17 protein-coding genes are annotated in these 16532 nt (G+C 53.4%); 10 read left to right on the top strand and 7 right to left on the bottom strand.

The window, feature by feature from the left end:
• Window positions 1–7: 7 nt before the first annotated feature.
• Entirely contained in the window at window positions 8–391 is a 384-nt protein-coding gene (locus tag G7064_RS12030) for a dodecin family protein (RefSeq protein ID WP_166073760.1), read from the bottom strand.
• Between the two features lie 160 nt (window positions 392–551).
• Between G7064_RS12030 and G7064_RS12025 the strand changes: the two genes are divergently transcribed.
• From G7064_RS12025 to G7064_RS11990, 8 genes are all read left to right on the top strand, one after another.
• Window positions 552–1961: a hypothetical protein gene (locus tag G7064_RS12025; protein WP_166073759.1), complete on the top strand. Its 1410-nt coding sequence runs from the start codon at window positions 552–554 to the stop codon at window positions 1959–1961.
• 32 nt (window positions 1962–1993) lie between these two features.
• Entirely contained in the window at window positions 1994–3613 is a 1620-nt protein-coding gene (locus tag G7064_RS12020; RefSeq protein ID WP_166073758.1) for a gliding motility-associated C-terminal domain-containing protein, read from the top strand.
• Between the two features lie 81 nt (window positions 3614–3694).
• Window positions 3695–5098 (top strand): class II fumarate hydratase, encoded by a 1404-nt coding sequence (gene fumC, locus G7064_RS12015; protein WP_166073757.1) that lies wholly within the window; start codon window positions 3695–3697, stop codon window positions 5096–5098.
• A gap of 151 nt (window positions 5099–5249) precedes the next feature.
• On the top strand, window positions 5250–5843 hold the full coding sequence (locus tag G7064_RS12010) for a GNAT family N-acetyltransferase (RefSeq protein ID WP_166073756.1): 594 nt from the start codon (window positions 5250–5252) through the stop codon (window positions 5841–5843).
• Window positions 5836–6228 carry a diacylglycerol kinase family protein gene (locus G7064_RS12005; RefSeq protein WP_133274535.1) on the top strand — a complete coding sequence of 131 codons (393 nt, stop codon included), beginning with the start codon at window positions 5836–5838 and terminating at the stop codon, window positions 6226–6228. The genes G7064_RS12010 and G7064_RS12005 overlap by 8 nt, the downstream gene beginning before the upstream one ends.
• 134 nt (window positions 6229–6362) lie before the next feature.
• Window positions 6363–6830, top strand: coding sequence for a DUF6970 domain-containing protein (locus G7064_RS12000; protein WP_166073755.1), 468 nt, complete (start codon window positions 6363–6365; stop codon window positions 6828–6830).
• Between the two features lie 107 nt (window positions 6831–6937).
• Window positions 6938–7429: a DinB family protein gene (locus G7064_RS11995; RefSeq protein ID WP_166073754.1), complete on the top strand. Its 492-nt coding sequence runs from the start codon at window positions 6938–6940 to the stop codon at window positions 7427–7429.
• 97 nt (window positions 7430–7526) lie between these two features.
• Entirely contained in the window at window positions 7527–8162 is a 636-nt protein-coding gene (locus G7064_RS11990) for a thioredoxin family protein (protein WP_166073753.1), read from the top strand.
• Window positions 8163–8250: 88 nt separating this feature from the next.
• Here the strand turns inward: G7064_RS11990 and G7064_RS11985 are convergent, their stop codons facing one another.
• The 3 genes from G7064_RS11985 to G7064_RS11980 form a co-directional block, all read right to left on the bottom strand.
• On the bottom strand, window positions 8251–9090 hold the full coding sequence (locus G7064_RS11985; protein WP_166073752.1) for a DUF4382 domain-containing protein: 840 nt from the start codon (window positions 9088–9090) through the stop codon (window positions 8251–8253).
• Window positions 9091–9306: 216 nt separating this feature from the next.
• Complete coding sequence (locus G7064_RS22395) at window positions 9307–10224, bottom strand: AsmA-like C-terminal region-containing protein (RefSeq protein ID WP_240935470.1); 918 nt, start codon at window positions 10222–10224, stop codon at window positions 9307–9309.
• On the bottom strand, window positions 10200–12383 hold the full coding sequence (locus G7064_RS11980) for an AsmA family protein (RefSeq protein ID WP_240935469.1): 2184 nt from the start codon (window positions 12381–12383) through the stop codon (window positions 10200–10202). Before G7064_RS11980 ends, G7064_RS22395 begins: the two co-directional genes overlap by 25 nt.
• A gap of 273 nt (window positions 12384–12656) precedes the next feature.
• Here G7064_RS11980 and G7064_RS11975 point away from each other — a divergent pair, with 273 nt between their 5' ends.
• Together G7064_RS11975 and G7064_RS11970 are read left to right on the top strand one after the other, a co-directional pair.
• Window positions 12657–13709 carry a PorP/SprF family type IX secretion system membrane protein gene (locus G7064_RS11975; RefSeq protein WP_166073751.1) on the top strand — a complete coding sequence of 351 codons (1053 nt, stop codon included), beginning with the start codon at window positions 12657–12659 and terminating at the stop codon, window positions 13707–13709.
• 76 nt (window positions 13710–13785) lie between these two features.
• Window positions 13786–15060 (top strand): SUMF1/EgtB/PvdO family nonheme iron enzyme, encoded by a 1275-nt coding sequence (locus G7064_RS11970; RefSeq protein ID WP_205703461.1) that lies wholly within the window; start codon window positions 13786–13788, stop codon window positions 15058–15060.
• A 128-nt stretch (window positions 15061–15188) separates the two neighbouring features.
• Here G7064_RS11970 and G7064_RS11965 read toward each other — a convergent pair whose 3' ends face one another.
• Genes G7064_RS11965 through G7064_RS11960 form a run of 3 tightly spaced genes read right to left on the bottom strand, consistent with a single transcriptional unit; the run spans window position 15189 to window position 16496 of the window.
• Window positions 15189–15698, bottom strand: a complete 510-nt coding sequence (locus tag G7064_RS11965; protein WP_240935468.1) for a ComF family protein — start codon at window positions 15696–15698, stop codon at window positions 15189–15191.
• Window positions 15683–15889 carry a double zinc ribbon domain-containing protein gene (locus tag G7064_RS22390; protein WP_240935467.1) on the bottom strand — a complete coding sequence of 69 codons (207 nt, stop codon included), beginning with the start codon at window positions 15887–15889 and terminating at the stop codon, window positions 15683–15685. Before G7064_RS22390 ends, G7064_RS11965 begins: the two co-directional genes overlap by 16 nt.
• Entirely contained in the window at window positions 15825–16496 is a 672-nt protein-coding gene (locus G7064_RS11960) for a hypothetical protein (RefSeq protein WP_166073750.1), read from the bottom strand. Before G7064_RS11960 ends, G7064_RS22390 begins: the two co-directional genes overlap by 65 nt.
• Between the last annotated feature and the right edge of the window lie 36 nt (window positions 16497–16532).

Raw genomic sequence — 16532 nt, 5'->3', positions numbered from 1 at the left:
AAAATATCTAGCCGCTGTAGCCGCCGCCGCTTTCGGCGGTGGTAGCGCTGCCGCCGGGCTCTACTTGGCGGGGCAGGTCGGGCTGGGTTTTCATTTCTACTTGACTATAATCGGGAATGCCGCCACCGGTTCCGGGAGTTTCGGCTTGCTCGGTTTCGGCGCTACCTACGGCGCCCGCATTCCACTTGTGCATCACTTCGAAGGTGATTTTGGCCGTAATGCGGTACTCCACAATCCGGTTGTCCTGCACTTTGCAGCTTTGGTCTTTAATGTAGATGGAGCGGATGCCCTTAAGTGTGGTGCTGGCTTCGGTGAGGGCGCGCTGGAGAGCGTCTTCAAAGCTTTTGTCGGAGCTGGCCAGTACTTCAATTACTTTTTTGATGCTACTCATAGCTTGGGGCGTTTGGAGGTGGAAAAGAGCGCTTACGGTCATCGGGCAACCGGGTAGCGTTATACGCGGGCACAGCTAAAAAGGGTGGCATTGGCAAAGTTTGTGACTTAGTGTTTCTTTGCTCATTCCTATATAGTGCTCCCCCCTCATTCTCGTGCGAATGTCCATTTTTACCCCTGCCGGGCGGCTACTGGTAGTTGCCACGTTATGCCTGTTATCCAATTATTTAGCTGCTGAGAATGTACCGCGCAGAAACAGCATTTCGTTTATTGAGAATAAAAGCCAGTGGCCGGCGGCGGTTCGCTTTAAGGCTTCTGTTCCGGGCGGCGATGTGTACGTAGGTGCTACCGGCTTGGTATATGACTGGCATAGCACTGCCGATGTAAACAAGGCACACGCCGATTACGAAGCGGCTGGTACGCTCACTCATCCGCACCCAGCACTCCCAACTACCGCCATCCGCGGCCACGCCGTGTTTGTCGATTTTGTGGGTGCTCAAGCGGTAAAAACTCCAGCAGGCGACCAACTGCAGGCAGCCCACCACAACTACTTTCTGGGCAATGACCCGGCCCACTGGGCCAGCAATGTGCGCTCGTTCAGCGCCGTTGAGTACCCAGCGCTTTATCCGGGGGTGAGCCTGCGGCTCTATGGCACCGAAGCAGGCAACCTGAAGTACGACTTCACCATTGCGGCCGGAGCTAGTCCGGCACCAATCGCGCTGCTTTACCGGGGGGCTTTAGGACTCGATCTGCGCCCCGATGGAACCTTACTCGTGCGTACTTCCGTGACCGATGTAGAAGAGCAAAAACCTTACGCCTACCAGACCGATGCGCATGGCGTGCGGCAGACCGTCGTCTGCCGCTACCAACTGACAGGCAGCACTGTCCGGTATGAGTTTCCGGCCGGCTACGACCGCAGCCGGCCCCTCATTATTGACCCCACGGTAGTGGCTTGCACGTTTTCGGGCAGCCGAGGAAGTGTGTGGGGCGAAACAGCGGGCTACGATAAGGAAGGCAATATTTTTACCGGTGGGTTGGCTCAGACATCAGGCTACCCCATTACGCCCGGAGCGTACCAAAATGTATTTGCAGGCTTACAGGATATTGCCATCAGCAAGCTAAACCCAACCGGCTCTACCTTACTCTATGCGACCTATCTGGGGGGCAATAATTACGATGAAATTCGCAGCCTGACCACTACTCCGACTGGTGAATTGTATTTACTCGCCCATACTACTTCCAGTAATTTTCCCACTACCGCAGCCTTCGACCGCACCCTCAACGGAGGAAATGACTTAGTGATAAGCAAGTTGAATGCTACCGGCTCAGCCTTGCTGGCCTCTACTTATTACGGGGGCAGCGGCTTTGAAACGGGCGCCGACCTAGCGTTAGGCGCTTCAGGCGCACTGTATATAGTCGGTAATACTTCTTCCATTAATCTACCCCTTAGCCCCACCGCCTACGACCAAACACTAGGTGGCAGCCAGGATGTCTTTGTGGCATGCTTTGATGCTAACCTGACTTCTCTTACCTGGAGTACGCTTCTGGGGGCAATTCTACTGAAACCGTAACGACGTTTGGCATCACCTCCACGGACGAGGTTGTGGTGGGAGGCAGTACGCTTAGCGTCGATTTTCCGACGACTGCCGGTGCCCTCACCACTACATACCGCGCTCCGGGTGAGGCCTTTATTACCCGGCTACAAGCCGACGGTAGAAGGCTCGCCGCTTCTACCTTTTATGGCTCGCCTAATGGGAGCGACAACATCACCAACCTTCAGCTGGACAAGGCCAACAACGTTTATGTTTTTGGTAGTACATCGGGTACGCTCGCGGCTACGCCCGGCGCGGTATCGGCCAGCAATAGCTCTACTTTTATCACGAAGCTGGCGCCCAGTTTGGCTGATGTGCGCTTTACGGCCCGGCCAGCTATGGGCCCTATCCTGTCAACGGCCTTCGGGCTGGACGCCTGCAACAACATTTATGCGGCAGGTTTCACCGCCACGCCCGGCTTGCCACTCGTAAATGCGCTGCCTAATAATACCATCGCCGGCTATTACACTATGACCCTCAGTAGCGATGCGTCCAAGCTGCTATTCGGATCTTATTTTGGCAATACGACAGCCCACGCACATAGTCAGGTTCACCGCTTTGATTCGCAGGGACGGCTTTATCAGGTGCTATGCGCATTTACTTATCCGACCATCGCCGGAGCATATTCGCCTACCAATAGAGCAGGTGGACTTGATGTGCTAACCTTTAAAATTGACCAGAATGCTGGCAGCACTAGCTCGCCGTTGCAGGCTGCAATTGCGCCCGTCGATTCGGCCTGTGCGCCTTACGCCGTGCGCTTTGCTAATGCTAGTATAGGTGAGGGCAAGTTGCGCTATCGTTGGAATTTTGGAGATGGCACCCCCGCCGACACCGCCCGGCAGCCTTCGCATACGTTCACCGCACCGGGCCTCTATCGTGTGCAGCTATCAGTGATGTCACCTAATGCGTCCTGTGGCAATACCACACGCGACTCGACCATCGTGCTGGTGCGCGTGAAGGCGCTGCCTACCGTAGCGCTGCCCAAGAACCTGATACTATGTGCAGGTAATTCACTTACAATCAACGCGAATAGTCCGGGCAACACCTACCGCTGGAGTATCGGCGCCACTACTCCTACCATCAGCGTTACGCAACCTGGTAAGTACTCCGTAATTGTAAACAACGGCCGCTGTAGTAGCCGAGATAGTACCATCGTGAGGCTGGTAACTGAGCCGACCCTGACATCTGACACGACGGGCTGCATAGCTGGTGGCATACGACTGCGCACCACCGCCGAGCCGGGTAGCACGTACCTATGGTCGACCCAGGAGACGACGGCTAGTATTATGGCTCCTACTTCGGGGCGCTATACCGTACACATTACGCAAAGCGGCTGCGTAACCGAAAAATCGGTGACTGTGACGCTGCTGCGGCCAGTTTTGCCCCCCAACATTATTACGCCCAATGGCGACGGCAAAAATGACGTGTTCAAGCCATCGGAGGCCGTAGCTGTTGAGCTGGGTACCCGCCTCCGCCTCTATAACCGGTGGGGTAAGGAAGTGTACGCGTCTGATAACTATGCGAATGACTGGATGGCGGCTGGGCAACCTGCCGGGATATATTACTACACCCTCGAAAATGAGCGGTTTTGCACCCCGCGCGTAAAAGGGTGGCTGGAAGTCGTAAAGTAAGCAGGCCGAGTCGGGCAGTTGCCGGGAGGTTCCTTACTTTTACCGGCACCAAAACGGATTTATCACACCAGTTTTTGCTTCATGAATTTTCGCACCGAGAAAGACACCATGGGCCCCGTACAGGTGCCCGCCGACGCCTACTACGGCGCCCAAACCCAGCGCTCCATTGATAACTTCCGCATTGCTCAGGATATCAATCGGATGCCGAAGGAAATCATCCGCGCTTTTGCTTATCTGAAGAAGGCCGCTGCGCTCACCAACCGCGACGCCGGCGTATTATCGGCGGAAAAAGCTGAGCTGATTGGCCGCGTGTGCGATGAGATTCTGGAAGGCAAACTGGATGCGGAGTTTCCGCTGGTGGTGTGGCAAACCGGCTCGGGCACGCAGTCGAATATGAACGTGAACGAGGTGGTAGCTTACCGCGGCCACGTGTTGCAGGGCGGCCAGCTCAGCGACGAGAAGAAAGCGCTGGCCCCCAACGACGACGTAAATAAGTCGCAAAGCTCGAACGACACCTTCCCCACGGCCATGCACATTGCGGCCTACAAAATATTGGTGGAAGTGACGATGCCCGGCATTGAGAAGCTGCGCGATACGCTCAAGCGCAAGTCGGAGGAGTATATGCACGTGGTAAAGATTGGCCGCACCCACCTCATGGACGCCACGCCGCTCACCGTGGGCCAAGAGTTTTCGGGCTATGTATCGCAGCTCGACCACGGCCTGCGGGCTATTAAAAACACGCTGGCGCACTTATCGGAGCTGGCCTTGGGCGGCACGGCCGTAGGTACGGGCATCAATACGCCCCCCAACTACTCCGAAAACGTAGCCAAGCACATTGCCGACTTAACGGGTCTGCCCTTTGTTACGGCCGAAAACAAATTTGAAGCCCTGGCTGCCCACGACGCGATTGTGGAAGCGCACGGCGCTTTGAAAACGGTAGCGGCCTCGCTGATGAAGATTGCCAACGACATTCGTCTGCTGGCTTCAGGCCCGCGGGCGGGCATTGGTGAGCTATATATTCCTGATAATGAGCCTGGTTCCAGCATCATGCCCGGCAAGGTAAATCCCACCCAAAGCGAAGCCATGACGATGGTAGCCGCGCAGGTAATGGGCAACGACGTAGCTATCAACATTGGGGGCATGAACGGCCACTTCGAGCTGAACGTGTTCAAGCCCTTGATGATCTATAATTTCCTGCACTCGGCCCGCCTTATCGGTGATGTGTGCGTGTCGTTTAATGACAAGTGCGCGGAAGGCATCAAGCCGATTGAGGAGAATATCAAGAAGCACGTAAACAGCTCCCTGATGCTGGTAACGGCCTTGAACCCACATATTGGTTACTATAAAGCCGCTGAAATTGCCCAAACTGCGCACCGTGAAGGCAGCACGCTTAAGGAAACCGCTCTGAAGCTCGGCTACCTGACTGAAGAGCAGTTCAATGAGTGGCTGAAGCCGGAAGATATGGTGGGCGAGATACAGAAGTAGCCCCAGGCACCGACTTATTAAGTAGTCCTCGAACCGGGCGACCAGCTATAGTGCTGGTCGCCCGGTTTCGTATTGCCTTATCGTTGATTAAGTCACCGATTTCCTTTTTTCCAGCATCTTTAGGGCTGACTTTCACGCACCTGCCGTCTCTATGGATTTCGCTCAGGACATTATTCTTGAAAATAACCGGGCTCAACTACGGCCCCTCACTGCCCAAGATTTTGAGGGACTGCAATCTGTTGCGTTTGATCCTGAATTGTGGCAGTTTACCCTTACCCGCGGCGATGACCGCATTAGTCTGGCCGCTTACATTGCGGCGGCAGTACAGGGCCGCGAGCAGCAGCAGCGCTATCCATTCCTGATAGTAGACAAGCTGACAAACCAAGTAGCCGGCAGTACCAGCTACTACAACATCAATCTGGAGGATGGGCGATTGTCCATTGGCTACACATGGGTGGGCACGGAATTTCAACGTAGCGGTCTGAACCGAGCGGCCAAGCATCTACTGTTTCGGCATGCCTTCGATGTGCTGGCGTGCGAGCGAGTGGAGTTGGAAACCGATGCCCATAATCTGAAGTCGCAGGCGGCGATGCGGCGCATGGGAGCCACGGAGGAAGGCACGTTGCGCAGCCACCGCTACACGCAGGGCGGGCGTCGGCGCGACACGGTAATTTTCAGCGTGTTGAAGCCAGAATGGCACCACTTGCGCACCACGACCTTTAAAGACTTCGACAACCATGGCTGATTTGCCTCCCAGGCAGCATAGCCTACTTCGGCGCCGCGCCGCAAGCTTCGGGCATGCCTTTCGCGGGGTGGTGTCGGCGCTGGGCTCGGAGGTGCACCTGCGCTTTCACGCGTTGGCTACGGTGGTCGTGATAGGGTTGGGATTTTACTTTAGCATCAGCCGGACGGAGTGGGCGCTAGTAGCGCTGGCCGTTGGCACCGTCTGGACGGCGGAACTGGCAAATACCGCCATTGAGGCGCTCACTGATTTGGTGTCGCCGGAGTATCATCCGTTGGCTGGGAAGGCCAAGGATGTAGCCGCGGGGGCCGTTTTACTGGCTGCGCTGGCCGCCGTGGTAGTCGGATTACTCATATTTGCCCCCCGGGTATGGGGGTTGGTTGAGTAGAGCGAAATAGGCCTCAAAAACAATTACTAAAGCGCGGCGTAAGGACTACTGTTCCGATTATGGGTCCGCCTCAGCGAGGTTTTCGCCCTGCAAGTAGCTTGTTGCTACTTGTTCACTGCTTCCTTCCAGTAGTTATGCGCTCTGCTCTACTTCTTGTTTCCCTGTCGATGACAGCCTTGCTATCAGTGGGTTGTCAGACCGGTGTGAACGTGACTACCCCCACCGATGCCCCCGTGACGGGCAGCGTATCGGGCACCGATACTCCCGCCCCGACCAGCGCCAATACGGTGATGCCCACACCCGTTCGCTCCTCTATTGCCGACACTACCGGGCGCCCCGTCTGGCTGCGTGAGCGTATTCAAAAAATACTGGCGGAAGAACCTGCCAACCCACCTGTGCAGGTATTCCGCTACCTCTACAACGACCAAGTGGTGTACTATGAAACGGCGCCTTGCTGCGACTTTTTCACTACACTTTACGCCGCCGATGGCAAAATCATCTGTCAGCCCGACGGCGGTATCACGGGCAAAGGCGATGGGCGATGCGCTGATTTTACGAAAAGACGCACGCGAGAAACGTTGGTTTGGCAAGATCCCCGATAGGCTGAGTTCCTTGATTCAGATAAATTTGTCCGTCTAAGGCTGTCACTTACCTCTCGACAGCCAGTTGCTACGGTTGATTTCTAATCCGTTTTCATCATTCAACTCCCATGATCAACACCATCGAAAAACTAGCCGCTTATAACATCTGGGCCAATGATACCTTGCTAGCGCATATGGATAAAGCGGTTGCGGGCGGCGCCGAAATCCCGGCTGTGGCCCTGCGCTTATTCAGCCACGTACTCAATGCTCAGGCTATCTGGATTGCTCGCCTCACCGATACGCAAAGCCCAGTAAAAGTATGGCAGGAGCACACGCTGGAAGGCTTGCACCAGCTTCACGCCCAAACCTCCGGGCGTCTGCTTCAGATGGCTCAGGCAGCCGACGAAACTGAACTGCACCGCATGATTACTTATACCAACTCGGTGGGTGACGCCTATGTTAGTCAGGTATCGGATGTGCTGACCCACGTACACGTGCACGCCAACTATCACCGCGGTCAGGTAGCTACTCGCCTACGCGACAATGGGTTAGAGCCCATCAATACCGACTTTATTACTTACTGCCGCGAGATGTCAGCTAAGGAAACCGTGAGCCTGTAGCTACTGAGCTTGCGGCGCTTACGTAAAAACCCTTCTGGCTTGCATACCAGAAGGGTTTTTGTTTGTTATCCAGCCATTCTCCTTAACGCCCCATTCTATGTCTGCTCCCCTTTCTTCTGTTTTGACTCCCGAGCGCTTAGCCTCAGCCTATACTTACGCCTCTTATCGTCAGCTTATTGATGAGCTGATGGCTCAAAACCTCACTACCGGCACCAATCAAACGGAGCAGATTTTACAATATGCTCGCTTGAATGTGCAGCGGATGCGCCGGGTAGATAAAACAATTGTACTGCTGCCTGAACTACACGAGGCTCTGGCCAATCTGCAAAATAAGTACGTGTGGCTCACGCTCACGGAAGGTTGGTGCGGCGACGCGGCCCAGATTGTGCCCGTAATAGAAGCCATTGTGCAAGCCAGCAACGGCAAGTTGGAATCTCGCTACCTGTTGCGCGATGAGAACCTGGATCTGATGGATCGTTATCTCACCGACGGCGGGCGTTCAATTCCCAAACTCATTGTATTGCATGCTGATATGCTTACGGAAGCCGCTACATGGGGTCCACGTCCGGCGCCTGCCCAGGCCATGTTTCGGGAGTTAAAAAGTCAAAATCTGCCTTTTGAAGAATTTGCTACCCAGCTTCACGGCTGGTACGCCCATGATAAAACCCAATCGACTCAGCGGGAGTTGCTGGAGTTGGTTCGGGCACTGGAGCCTGCACTTAGTGTGATGTAAGCGCAGTGTCATTCCGTAACCACTTGGTTTGAAAGCAAAAAAAGCCCCCCAGACGACGTCTGGGGGGCTTTTTAACTTTAAGTCAGACTTAGTCAAGTTTGGTTTGACCCAACTCCGTCACCTGATTATTGGTAACTGTGATGTCGGTGCGAACCACGTTTTTGTAAGCTGGCTGATTAGCAGGAGCGGTAGTAGTGGGAAAAAACTCTACGCGGTAAACGCCGGAGGGTAAGCTACTCAACTGGAAACCGCCCGAGGCGTCAGCGGAAGTGCTGAAAGTATCGGCGGGCGTAATAGAAGCGCGGATAGCCAATATTTGGGGTAATGACGCGCTAGGCGTAACTGTGCCGCGCAGACCGCCAGCAATGTCCTGAGCGATAACGCGAATAACTGGTTTCAGCAGAAAGCGCTCTTTCTTGTCGTTGCCGGGGCGCCAGTTGCCGCGCTGCACAATCGACTTGGCTACGTCGAAGTCGAGCAGAAGCTGGAAGGTTTCACGCTCCCGCAAAGTTGCTTTGTTCAGCTTCAGCTTAACGCCAGAAGTCTGACCGCTAGGCGTTTTCAGATCATACACTTGGCCATCACGAGTAGTGACGGTGCTGTTTGGACCGAGTACCAAGCGAATTTCTTTCAAATCACCGGGCTCGAAATCAGTATCTACCAGCAGCGCGGAGCGACCATTTACATAGTCGAGGATATTGAGCGTTTGGGGCGTGAAAGGCAGTAACTCCCAGCCATCGGCGCTCTGTTCATCCTTAAGATGCACTTCAATCTGACGGACATCCAGCGTTACTTTCTGGAAGTCGCCGGGTGCATCCGTTAGGCGGATTTGCAGCTTGGTAGCGTTGTTACTGCTTTTGTCGTCGGCGCAGCTTGCTAACGTAAGCCCAGCAAGTAATGCAACGGGCAGATAGTGTGAGATTTTCATGAAAAGGTGCAGATGAAAATGAAGGCAGCGAAGCTTAGTTGGCTGCGCACTACTCTAGCCATATTCAAGCCAGATTTATAGGATTTATTATATCAAAAATAAATAAATATGCTTTTACAATGAATATCAACCAAAGTAGCTGCTTCTCTCACTTATTGCTAAGACAAAGAAGCCCCCACTAGTAACTAATGAGGGGCTTTTTCCAATATGGAAGAATTACTTGTTGTCTGTACTAGTAGTATCAGCCGAAGCCGGCGTTTGTTCCGGTGTAACGGCTGGTTCTGTTGGTTCGGCAGGACGCGTTTTGGGCTTGCCAAATAGGATACCGTTGAGCTTGTCTTTAGCCTGACTACGGATCTTGGTTTCGGCTTCGAGGCGCTTTTTTTCAATTTCGAGACGAGCCTTTTCCTGCAAATCCTGCTGACGACGGGCTAAGTCACGCTGCAGACTATCCTGAGCCACTTGGGCGCGGGCCTGCAACTGTGATTTTGCGTCGGTCACTTTGGCTTGCACAATGTTCTGCACCAAGTCTTTGGCTTGCGCCTTTACGCTGCCACTGTTCAGCTTCACCTGCGGATTCTTGACGGTGCCGCCAATGGTTAGGCCAAGGGTCACGCGGTCAGTGCCTTCCAGGTTTTGAACGCCGGTGAGGGAAGTGAGGCGAGCATTGAGTTGGTTGCCCAGCTTGCCGGTGGGTACGTTCAGGGCGGTTATGTATTCAAGATTGCCATTTACGTTGTTGGAGCCCCCCACGGTCATCTTAATCTGGCCCACGTTCACATCAAACGGCTTTACTATGAAATTGCCGTTGAGTACCTCAGCCGCTACGTCTTTGTTTTCGACTACAAACTTCTTCAACTCCTGAAACTGTGTCAGAGCACTGATCTTGTCCATCACCTCCGAATCACTAACGGCGGCCCGTACAATCTCAAACAGGCCTTTGCCGGTAAGCGAGCTGTACACGGGCATCATATCAGGACCCATTTCGCCGCTTATGTTGAAATTCGTAGAGAAAATGCCTTCCAAGTTGGCGGCCAGGGGCACCAATGTTTTAACGGAATTAAAAGCCTGAAAAGCGTTCTGGAAGTTCAGGTTCTTGATGTTCAGCCCTAGGTTGAACTTGGGGTGCTGCAAATCTTTGCTGCTGTAGCTGCCGGTTGTGGCAAAATTGCCCCCAATGTGTTAAAGGTCAGCCCATCCATACGCACGGTTTCGTCGCGAACGACGACGGTGCCCTTCACATTGTCGAGTTTGAGGTTATCATACACCACTTGTCCGACGTTGCTATTTAGGGTCAGGTCGAAGAATTTGGGGATTTGCAGCACGCCTTGTGCCTGGGCAGGCGCGGCGGTTTTGGCGGTGGTAGTAGGCTTCGCAGTCACCTCATCCACCATCCACTCATTCACATTGAATCGGTTGCTATTCACCGTCAGGTTGCCCCGCAAGGGCTGACCCGGCGTAAACAGGTAGCCCATATAGTTGCTGATGGTGCCGGATGCGGCAATGTCGGAGCTGCCCACAAAGCCGTTCATGTTTTGCAGCACGATCTTGTCGTTATTAAAATTGGCCGTAGCGCGCGTCACTTTTACGCCCTGGGGCAAATCGGCGCTTTTATAGGTTACGTTTTGGGCATTCACCGTGCCTGAGGCTACTACGTTCTGGTAACGCTCGGCTTCGATATCAGCCATGCTGCCTTTGGCGGCGACGTTACCGTTCAAACGCCCCGTTACGGTCATGCCTTCCAGCGGGAATATTTTGGTCAGCTTGGTCAAGTCTATAGTGCCGCGCACGTTGGTATCGAAAATGGGCTTGTCGATATTTTGGGCGGCAATACGGCCTTCCAGCGGCTCGCCATCAAGCAGCATGCGGAACTGTGGAATATTAATGCGCGTGTCGTTGGGTTTGCCCGTGGTGTTGGTGACCGTACCGTTTAGGGTTAGATTTTCAATGGGTGCTGGAAACTGCTTCGACTTTACGTAACCATTGGTGAGGCGCATAGCGGCCTGAACTACCGGCATTTGAGTGGCTGAATAAGCGCCTTTAGCCGTCGCATCCACGAATAATTGCCCTTTCAGCAGCAAGTCCTCAATCGGATATACTTTCATTACCTCTGCCAAATCAACGTTGGCTTTCACGCGCCCATCCACGCGCATTGGCTCCAATCCATCGATGGCTACGGAGCCATCTACGGGGTTTTTGCCTAAGTCGAGGTGAAATTGCTTCACATTCACTTTCACGTTGTTGGTGAAGCCCGAGGGATTGTCCACCACCATATCCACATTGATATTGCGGGCCGCTTGTGGCAGGTCGGGGTAGTGGAACATACCGTCTTTGACTTGCAAATTCACACCATAGCCCGGCGATTTTACATCGCTCATGGTGCCTTTATAATAGCCATCGAAGGCCATTTTGCCTCCCGTCTCGATATTCTTGAAGCGCTCCGTGAATATGCCGGGCACCACGCTCAGGATATTTTTAAAGTCGGTTTCGAGGGCTTTGAAGGTCAGATTGAAGTCGATATCGTCTTGGGGCATGGCAATGGTGCCGGCAAAGCTGGCCGGGAAGTCATTGATGCGCACCTGATTGTCCTTGAACGTGAACAGCATCTTATCCAAGTTCATAGCCATCGTCACGTCGGCATTGAGCTTAGTGTTGGATAAATAATCTGTGCCGGCATAGTTCATCGTGAAACGATCGGCCGTGGTCTGCGACACCATATCGAACACGTTCTGCGTGAAGTCGCCTGAGCCGGTATGGTTTACATTGTGAGCCTGGGCTGCAAAGGGAATCGTTAGGTCTTCATAGCGAATTTTGCCCCCCACGATTTCCCAGCCCTTTATGGCGATGCTCAACTGACTGGTATCCTTGCCTTGTGTGGCCAGAGTAGAATCGGATAGGAAAATATCCCAGTTGGCGCGGCCGCTTTTCAATACCCGCAGATTAATATCAGGCTGATCAAGCTGAATAGATTTAATTTTGATCTGCTCACCGCGCACTACACTCATCAAATCTAGCCCTACCCGAAAGGCCGGCAGGTAAGCCAGCGTGTCGCGGGCAAACGAATCTTGCCCGATGATGCGCAGTTTGTCGATGCTGAGGGCCAGATCGGGGAAGGTGCGGAATAAACTCAGGCTCACATTGGCCGGATCGTACTCTACCTTAGCCGCCACCCGCTCAGCCAGTTGGCGGTCGAGGGCTTGCTTGATCTTATCTTTGAATAAAAGCGGGGCGAGGGCAACGGCGGCCACCAGCACCACTAAAAATACGAGTAGGCCAACAAAAATTTTACGCATGAGTAAGAGGCTTTGAATCAGGAGAAGCGTACAAGTTCGGGGCACAACCCATCCACCGGAGCACGTGCTACCTGAGTTTTAAATCCTGAATAGGCAAAAATAGTGCAATGTTAACCTGATGGTCGTCGCTAGGGCTAACATTCGATCCACAGACATTTTACTTACTTTATTGGGCAAGATTGCCTTTTACTTCTTGCGCCACCTGCTTCCCGTGTACCAAACGGGATAGGTGGCGCGTTAGTGTTTTTTCTTTATGCATCTACCTCTACTTTCTTGTTTTGCCCCCAGCGGCTTCGGTGTACTTGGAGCCGCTTTGTGGCGCCGGTAGTGTTGGCAGTAGGTTGTAGCATTGGCTTGCATTCGGAGGCGCAGGCCCAAGATCTATACTTCTCCCAACCCTACGCTACGCGCTTGCACACCAACCCGGCTTTTACCGGTTTGCTCGATGATTATAGCGTTTCACTTAACTATCGAAATCAATTCCCGACCCTAGCGGGCACCTTCCAAACCAGCCAGCTAGCCGCCGACTACCGCATGCGCAACCAACGCAGTGCCGTCGGCCTTTTGCTCAACTACGACCGCACCGGGTCAGTCGGCTACACGCGCTTTGAGGTAGGGGGCTTGTATGCTTATCACACTCGACTTACGGAATATATAAGTTTGAGCGCGGGCTTGCAGGCTAGCTACGGAAATCAGCGTGTAAGCTACGGAAACCTTGTTTTTGGCGACCAACTTTCGGATGAAGGCCTCATTGGAACTCCTACTGCAGAGACTCTGGACGTGGATCCGATAAATTATCTTACGATTGGCGTGGGTGGTTTACTATATACGGAACGGTTTTGGATAGGGGCTGCTGCACACCACTTAAATCAGCCAGATCTGGGTTTTGCGACCCAAACCAAGCTGCCGATGCGGTTGAACTTTAATACTGGTTACAAACATTATTTCGTGCGCACTTCCACTCCCATCAAAACTCGTGAGATTAGCCTGACCGGTACGGCCAGCTACACCCGGCAGGGTGGTTCGCAGCGGGCGGAAGTTGGATTGTATGGCACCGTTTCCCCTATTACTCTCGGTGCCGTGTATCGGGGAATGCCGCTGCCCGGTGCTCCCCAACCGCAGCAGATTATCGCTGCTATTGCGGGCATCAGCACCGGCGTTTTCCGCTTCGGTTACAGCTACGATGTCAGCCTGAGTGATTTTAGTGCCGATTTGGGTGGCGCGCATGAACTTTCGGTCAGCGTCCGCAATTTCGATCGGATAGAAGACGCGTGGCGCCGTTTACGGCACCGCAACTTCAAAGCCATTCCGACTCCCGCTTTCTAAACAACAGTACAAATAAGTAACTTGCGTCAAATTACCTTCTCTAAATCATTTTCTCTCAGGTAGTTTCTATTACATCATGAATCTTTCCAAATACTTACGCTTTGCCATCGTGGGAGCCTGCGCGTTGGCTGCCTGCAGTAAAGGGGCGCCGACCGCCACCAAACCTGGTAAGTACAGCTCAACGACGGGCATCGAGTACAACACCGAAGAGGGCATGAAGGTATCCGACTACGCTGGTATTCCAGAAGGTCCGGGCCTGATCTTCATTGAAGGTGGCCGTACCGTTTTGGGCTCAGCCGAAGAAGATGTGGCCATGACCCGCGACAACGTGGAGCGGACGGTTACTATCGCATCGTTCTACATGGATGAGGCGGAAGTAGCAAACATTCACTGGTTGGAATATCTGCACTTCGTTCGCAAAGACTCAGCAGAGGAGTTCTATCAGTCAGCATTGCCCGATACCGCTGTTTGGGCACGCGAGCTTTCTTTCAATGACCCTTACGTAGACTATTATCTGCGCTACCCCGGCTTCCGCTACTTCCCAGTAGTAGGTGTTAGCTGGTTGCAGGCCAACGACTATTGCACTTGGCGCACCGCTAAAGTGAACGAGACGTTAGCTAGTGGTGGTGGCACAACCAGCAAAAAAGGTGGTGGGCTATTTGGCCGCAGCAAAAAGAACGCTGCTGCCGACGAAGCCGCTGATGCTGCTGAAGGTGCTGGCGCAGCAAAGCCTTCGATTGAAGATGGCAACACGCTGCCTAACTATCGTCTGCCCACAGAGGCTGAGTGGGAATTTGCTGCTCAGGCCCTTGTTGGTACCCAGGAGGTTGGCAACGAGAACCAAGAGAACAAGCGTATCTATCCTTGGGATGGTCGTCAAGTGCGTAACCCCTACGGTAAGAAGATGGGCCAGTTCTTGGCAAACTTCAAGCGTGGCCGCGGTGACTATGCCGGTATCGCTGGTAGCCTAAACGATGGCGCCATGATTACGGAGTACATCTACAACTATCCTCCAAACGACTACGGCCTCTACAACATGGCTGGCAACGTAAACGAGTGGGTACAAGACATTTACCGTCCGCTCTCGTTTGAGGACGTAGAAGATTTGAACCCCTTCCGCCGCAACGGCTTCCTGGACCCAGCAGAGTCGGGTAACGGCAGCAGCACTGGCTACGACAAGAAGGGCTACCAGTCGCTCATCGATGACCACGTTCGTGTATACAAAGGTGGTTCGTGGAAAGACGTAGCGTATTGGTTGTCGCCTGGTACCCGTCGCTTCATGGCTGAAGATTCAGCCACTGCTGCTATCGGTTTCCGCTGCGCCATGATTAACGCTGGTTCAAACAAGTAATCTGACTTAGTAGTCGATCAATGATAAAGAAAAAGCCCCCAGCCGAGTGCTGGGGGCTTTTTCTTTATATCACAATCAGTTGGGAAACTACCAGAGTGGTTACGGCTTACATACCATCCAAATCGATGTTAATTCTCGGCGCAGGCAATGGTCGCAATACTAACCTGGCTGCAGCCCGCGGCTAGCAATGCCGTTGCGCAAGCTTCGAGCGTAGCACCAGTAGTCAGCACGTCATCTACGATGAGAATGCGTTTATTTAAAATGTCTGCTTGCTGATTTACTTCAAACACCTCCGCTACATTTTGCCAGCGTTCCGCGCGGTTTTTCTGGGTTTGAGAAGACGTATGCTCGGTGCGACGCAAGGCAGTAGCACTCCACGGCACCTGAAGGCTCATTGATAAGCCTTCCGCGAAAGTATCCGACTGATTATAGCCTCGCTTAGCCAGTTTGCTCGGATGCAATGGCACTGGCACAATTAAGTCAAACTCCGTAGCAAAGCCGTGATCCGCAAGTTCAGTACCGTACCAACGGCCTAGTACGCGCCCAATATCCCGCTGCCCTTGGTACTTGAGTTGATGCAGTAAATGCTGCACCCGACCGCGCCGCAGGAAACGCAGGTAGCTCAGGGAATATCGCACGGGCAACTTACCCCAGAACTTACGGGCCAACGGATTCTCGTTGGGGGCAATTTGTGGTAATCGGTATACGGGAACTGCGCTCGGCAGCCCGTGCAAATATGGTCTTCGCCGCGGGCTAACGGCTCATCACACGCCAAGCAAACTTGCGGAAAAATGAGGGAGACAAAGTCGGCTAGTGCAGTACGAATCATGAGGCGCTGGGGGCAAAAACGTAGCCACGCTTCTGGGTTGGTCAGCTAAAAAGCTAAGCCACGCCAGAAGTAGCCCACTTCCCACCAGCCAGTAACTTAGACTAAGTGCTTGATAGGAGACAAAGATGGCAGCTACAACCAACACCAAACCTAACGTCCACAGCAAGTGCCCGGCTACGGTGCGCTTAGGTTGACTTCCAAGGCGAGGCGCATAAGGCGCATCCATCCAAAGCACGCGCAAACGACGATACTCCGATAAGAGCAACGCTATGTTCATCAACAGCAGCACCCCAATCACGTAAGGCGTACCAGCCCATTGCTGCGAAATGGTAATCAGTAGAATATTGAGCAGCATCGGCATCAGTGCTATGGCTCCGAGCAGCCAAAACCTGCGCGTGAGCAGCAAGAAGCCGGTTATAACTTGGCTAAACGCAATAAAGGCCGCGTACATACCCAGCTGATAGGCCTGTAGCTTTTCAATCAGCCAAACAGGACCAATCCAGCCCGGAAAGTGGTGGCCAGCATAGAGCTTAGCCATGCCGGAGGTAAAGAAAGTGGCCCCCAAAAACACCATCAGGCCCACACGCCACAACCGAACAATACGCATAGCTAGAACTGCAAAAAGATTGAAATCAGGCAAGGA

The sequence above is a fragment of the Hymenobacter sp. HDW8 genome, from assembly GCF_011305775.1.
Lineage (GTDB): Bacteria > Bacteroidota > Bacteroidia > Cytophagales > Hymenobacteraceae > Hymenobacter > Hymenobacter radiodurans.
The sequence above is the reverse complement of the archived record's forward strand: the minus strand, read 5'-3'. Positions and strand labels throughout refer to the sequence as shown.

Excerpts from the sequence above, each read along its gene's own strand:
- G7064_RS12030 (WP_166073760.1), bottom strand. The coding sequence starts at position 391 with ATGAGTAGCATCAAAAAAGTAATTGAAGTACTGGCCAGCTCCGACAAA.
- G7064_RS12025 (WP_166073759.1), top strand. The coding sequence starts at position 552 with ATGTCCATTTTTACCCCTGCCGGGCGGCTACTGGTAGTTGCCACGTTA.
- fumC (WP_166073757.1), top strand. The coding sequence starts at position 3,695 with ATGAATTTTCGCACCGAGAAAGACACCATGGGCCCCGTACAGGTGCCC.
- G7064_RS12010 (WP_166073756.1), top strand. The coding sequence starts at position 5,250 with ATGGATTTCGCTCAGGACATTATTCTTGAAAATAACCGGGCTCAACTA.
- G7064_RS12005 (WP_133274535.1), top strand. The coding sequence starts at position 5,836 with ATGGCTGATTTGCCTCCCAGGCAGCATAGCCTACTTCGGCGCCGCGCC.
- G7064_RS12000 (WP_166073755.1), top strand. The coding sequence starts at position 6,363 with ATGCGCTCTGCTCTACTTCTTGTTTCCCTGTCGATGACAGCCTTGCTA.
- G7064_RS11995 (WP_166073754.1), top strand. The coding sequence starts at position 6,938 with ATGATCAACACCATCGAAAAACTAGCCGCTTATAACATCTGGGCCAAT.
- G7064_RS11990 (WP_166073753.1), top strand. The coding sequence starts at position 7,527 with ATGTCTGCTCCCCTTTCTTCTGTTTTGACTCCCGAGCGCTTAGCCTCA.
- G7064_RS11985 (WP_166073752.1), bottom strand. The coding sequence starts at position 9,090 with ATGAAAATCTCACACTATCTGCCCGTTGCATTACTTGCTGGGCTTACG.
- G7064_RS11980 (WP_240935469.1), bottom strand. The coding sequence starts at position 12,383 with ATGCGTAAAATTTTTGTTGGCCTACTCGTATTTTTAGTGGTGCTGGTG.
- G7064_RS11970 (WP_205703461.1), top strand. The coding sequence starts at position 13,786 with ATGAATCTTTCCAAATACTTACGCTTTGCCATCGTGGGAGCCTGCGCG.
- G7064_RS22390 (WP_240935467.1), bottom strand. The coding sequence starts at position 15,889 with ATGATTCGTACTGCACTAGCCGACTTTGTCTCCCTCATTTTTCCGCAA.
- G7064_RS11960 (WP_166073750.1), bottom strand. The coding sequence starts at position 16,496 with ATGCGTATTGTTCGGTTGTGGCGTGTGGGCCTGATGGTGTTTTTGGGG.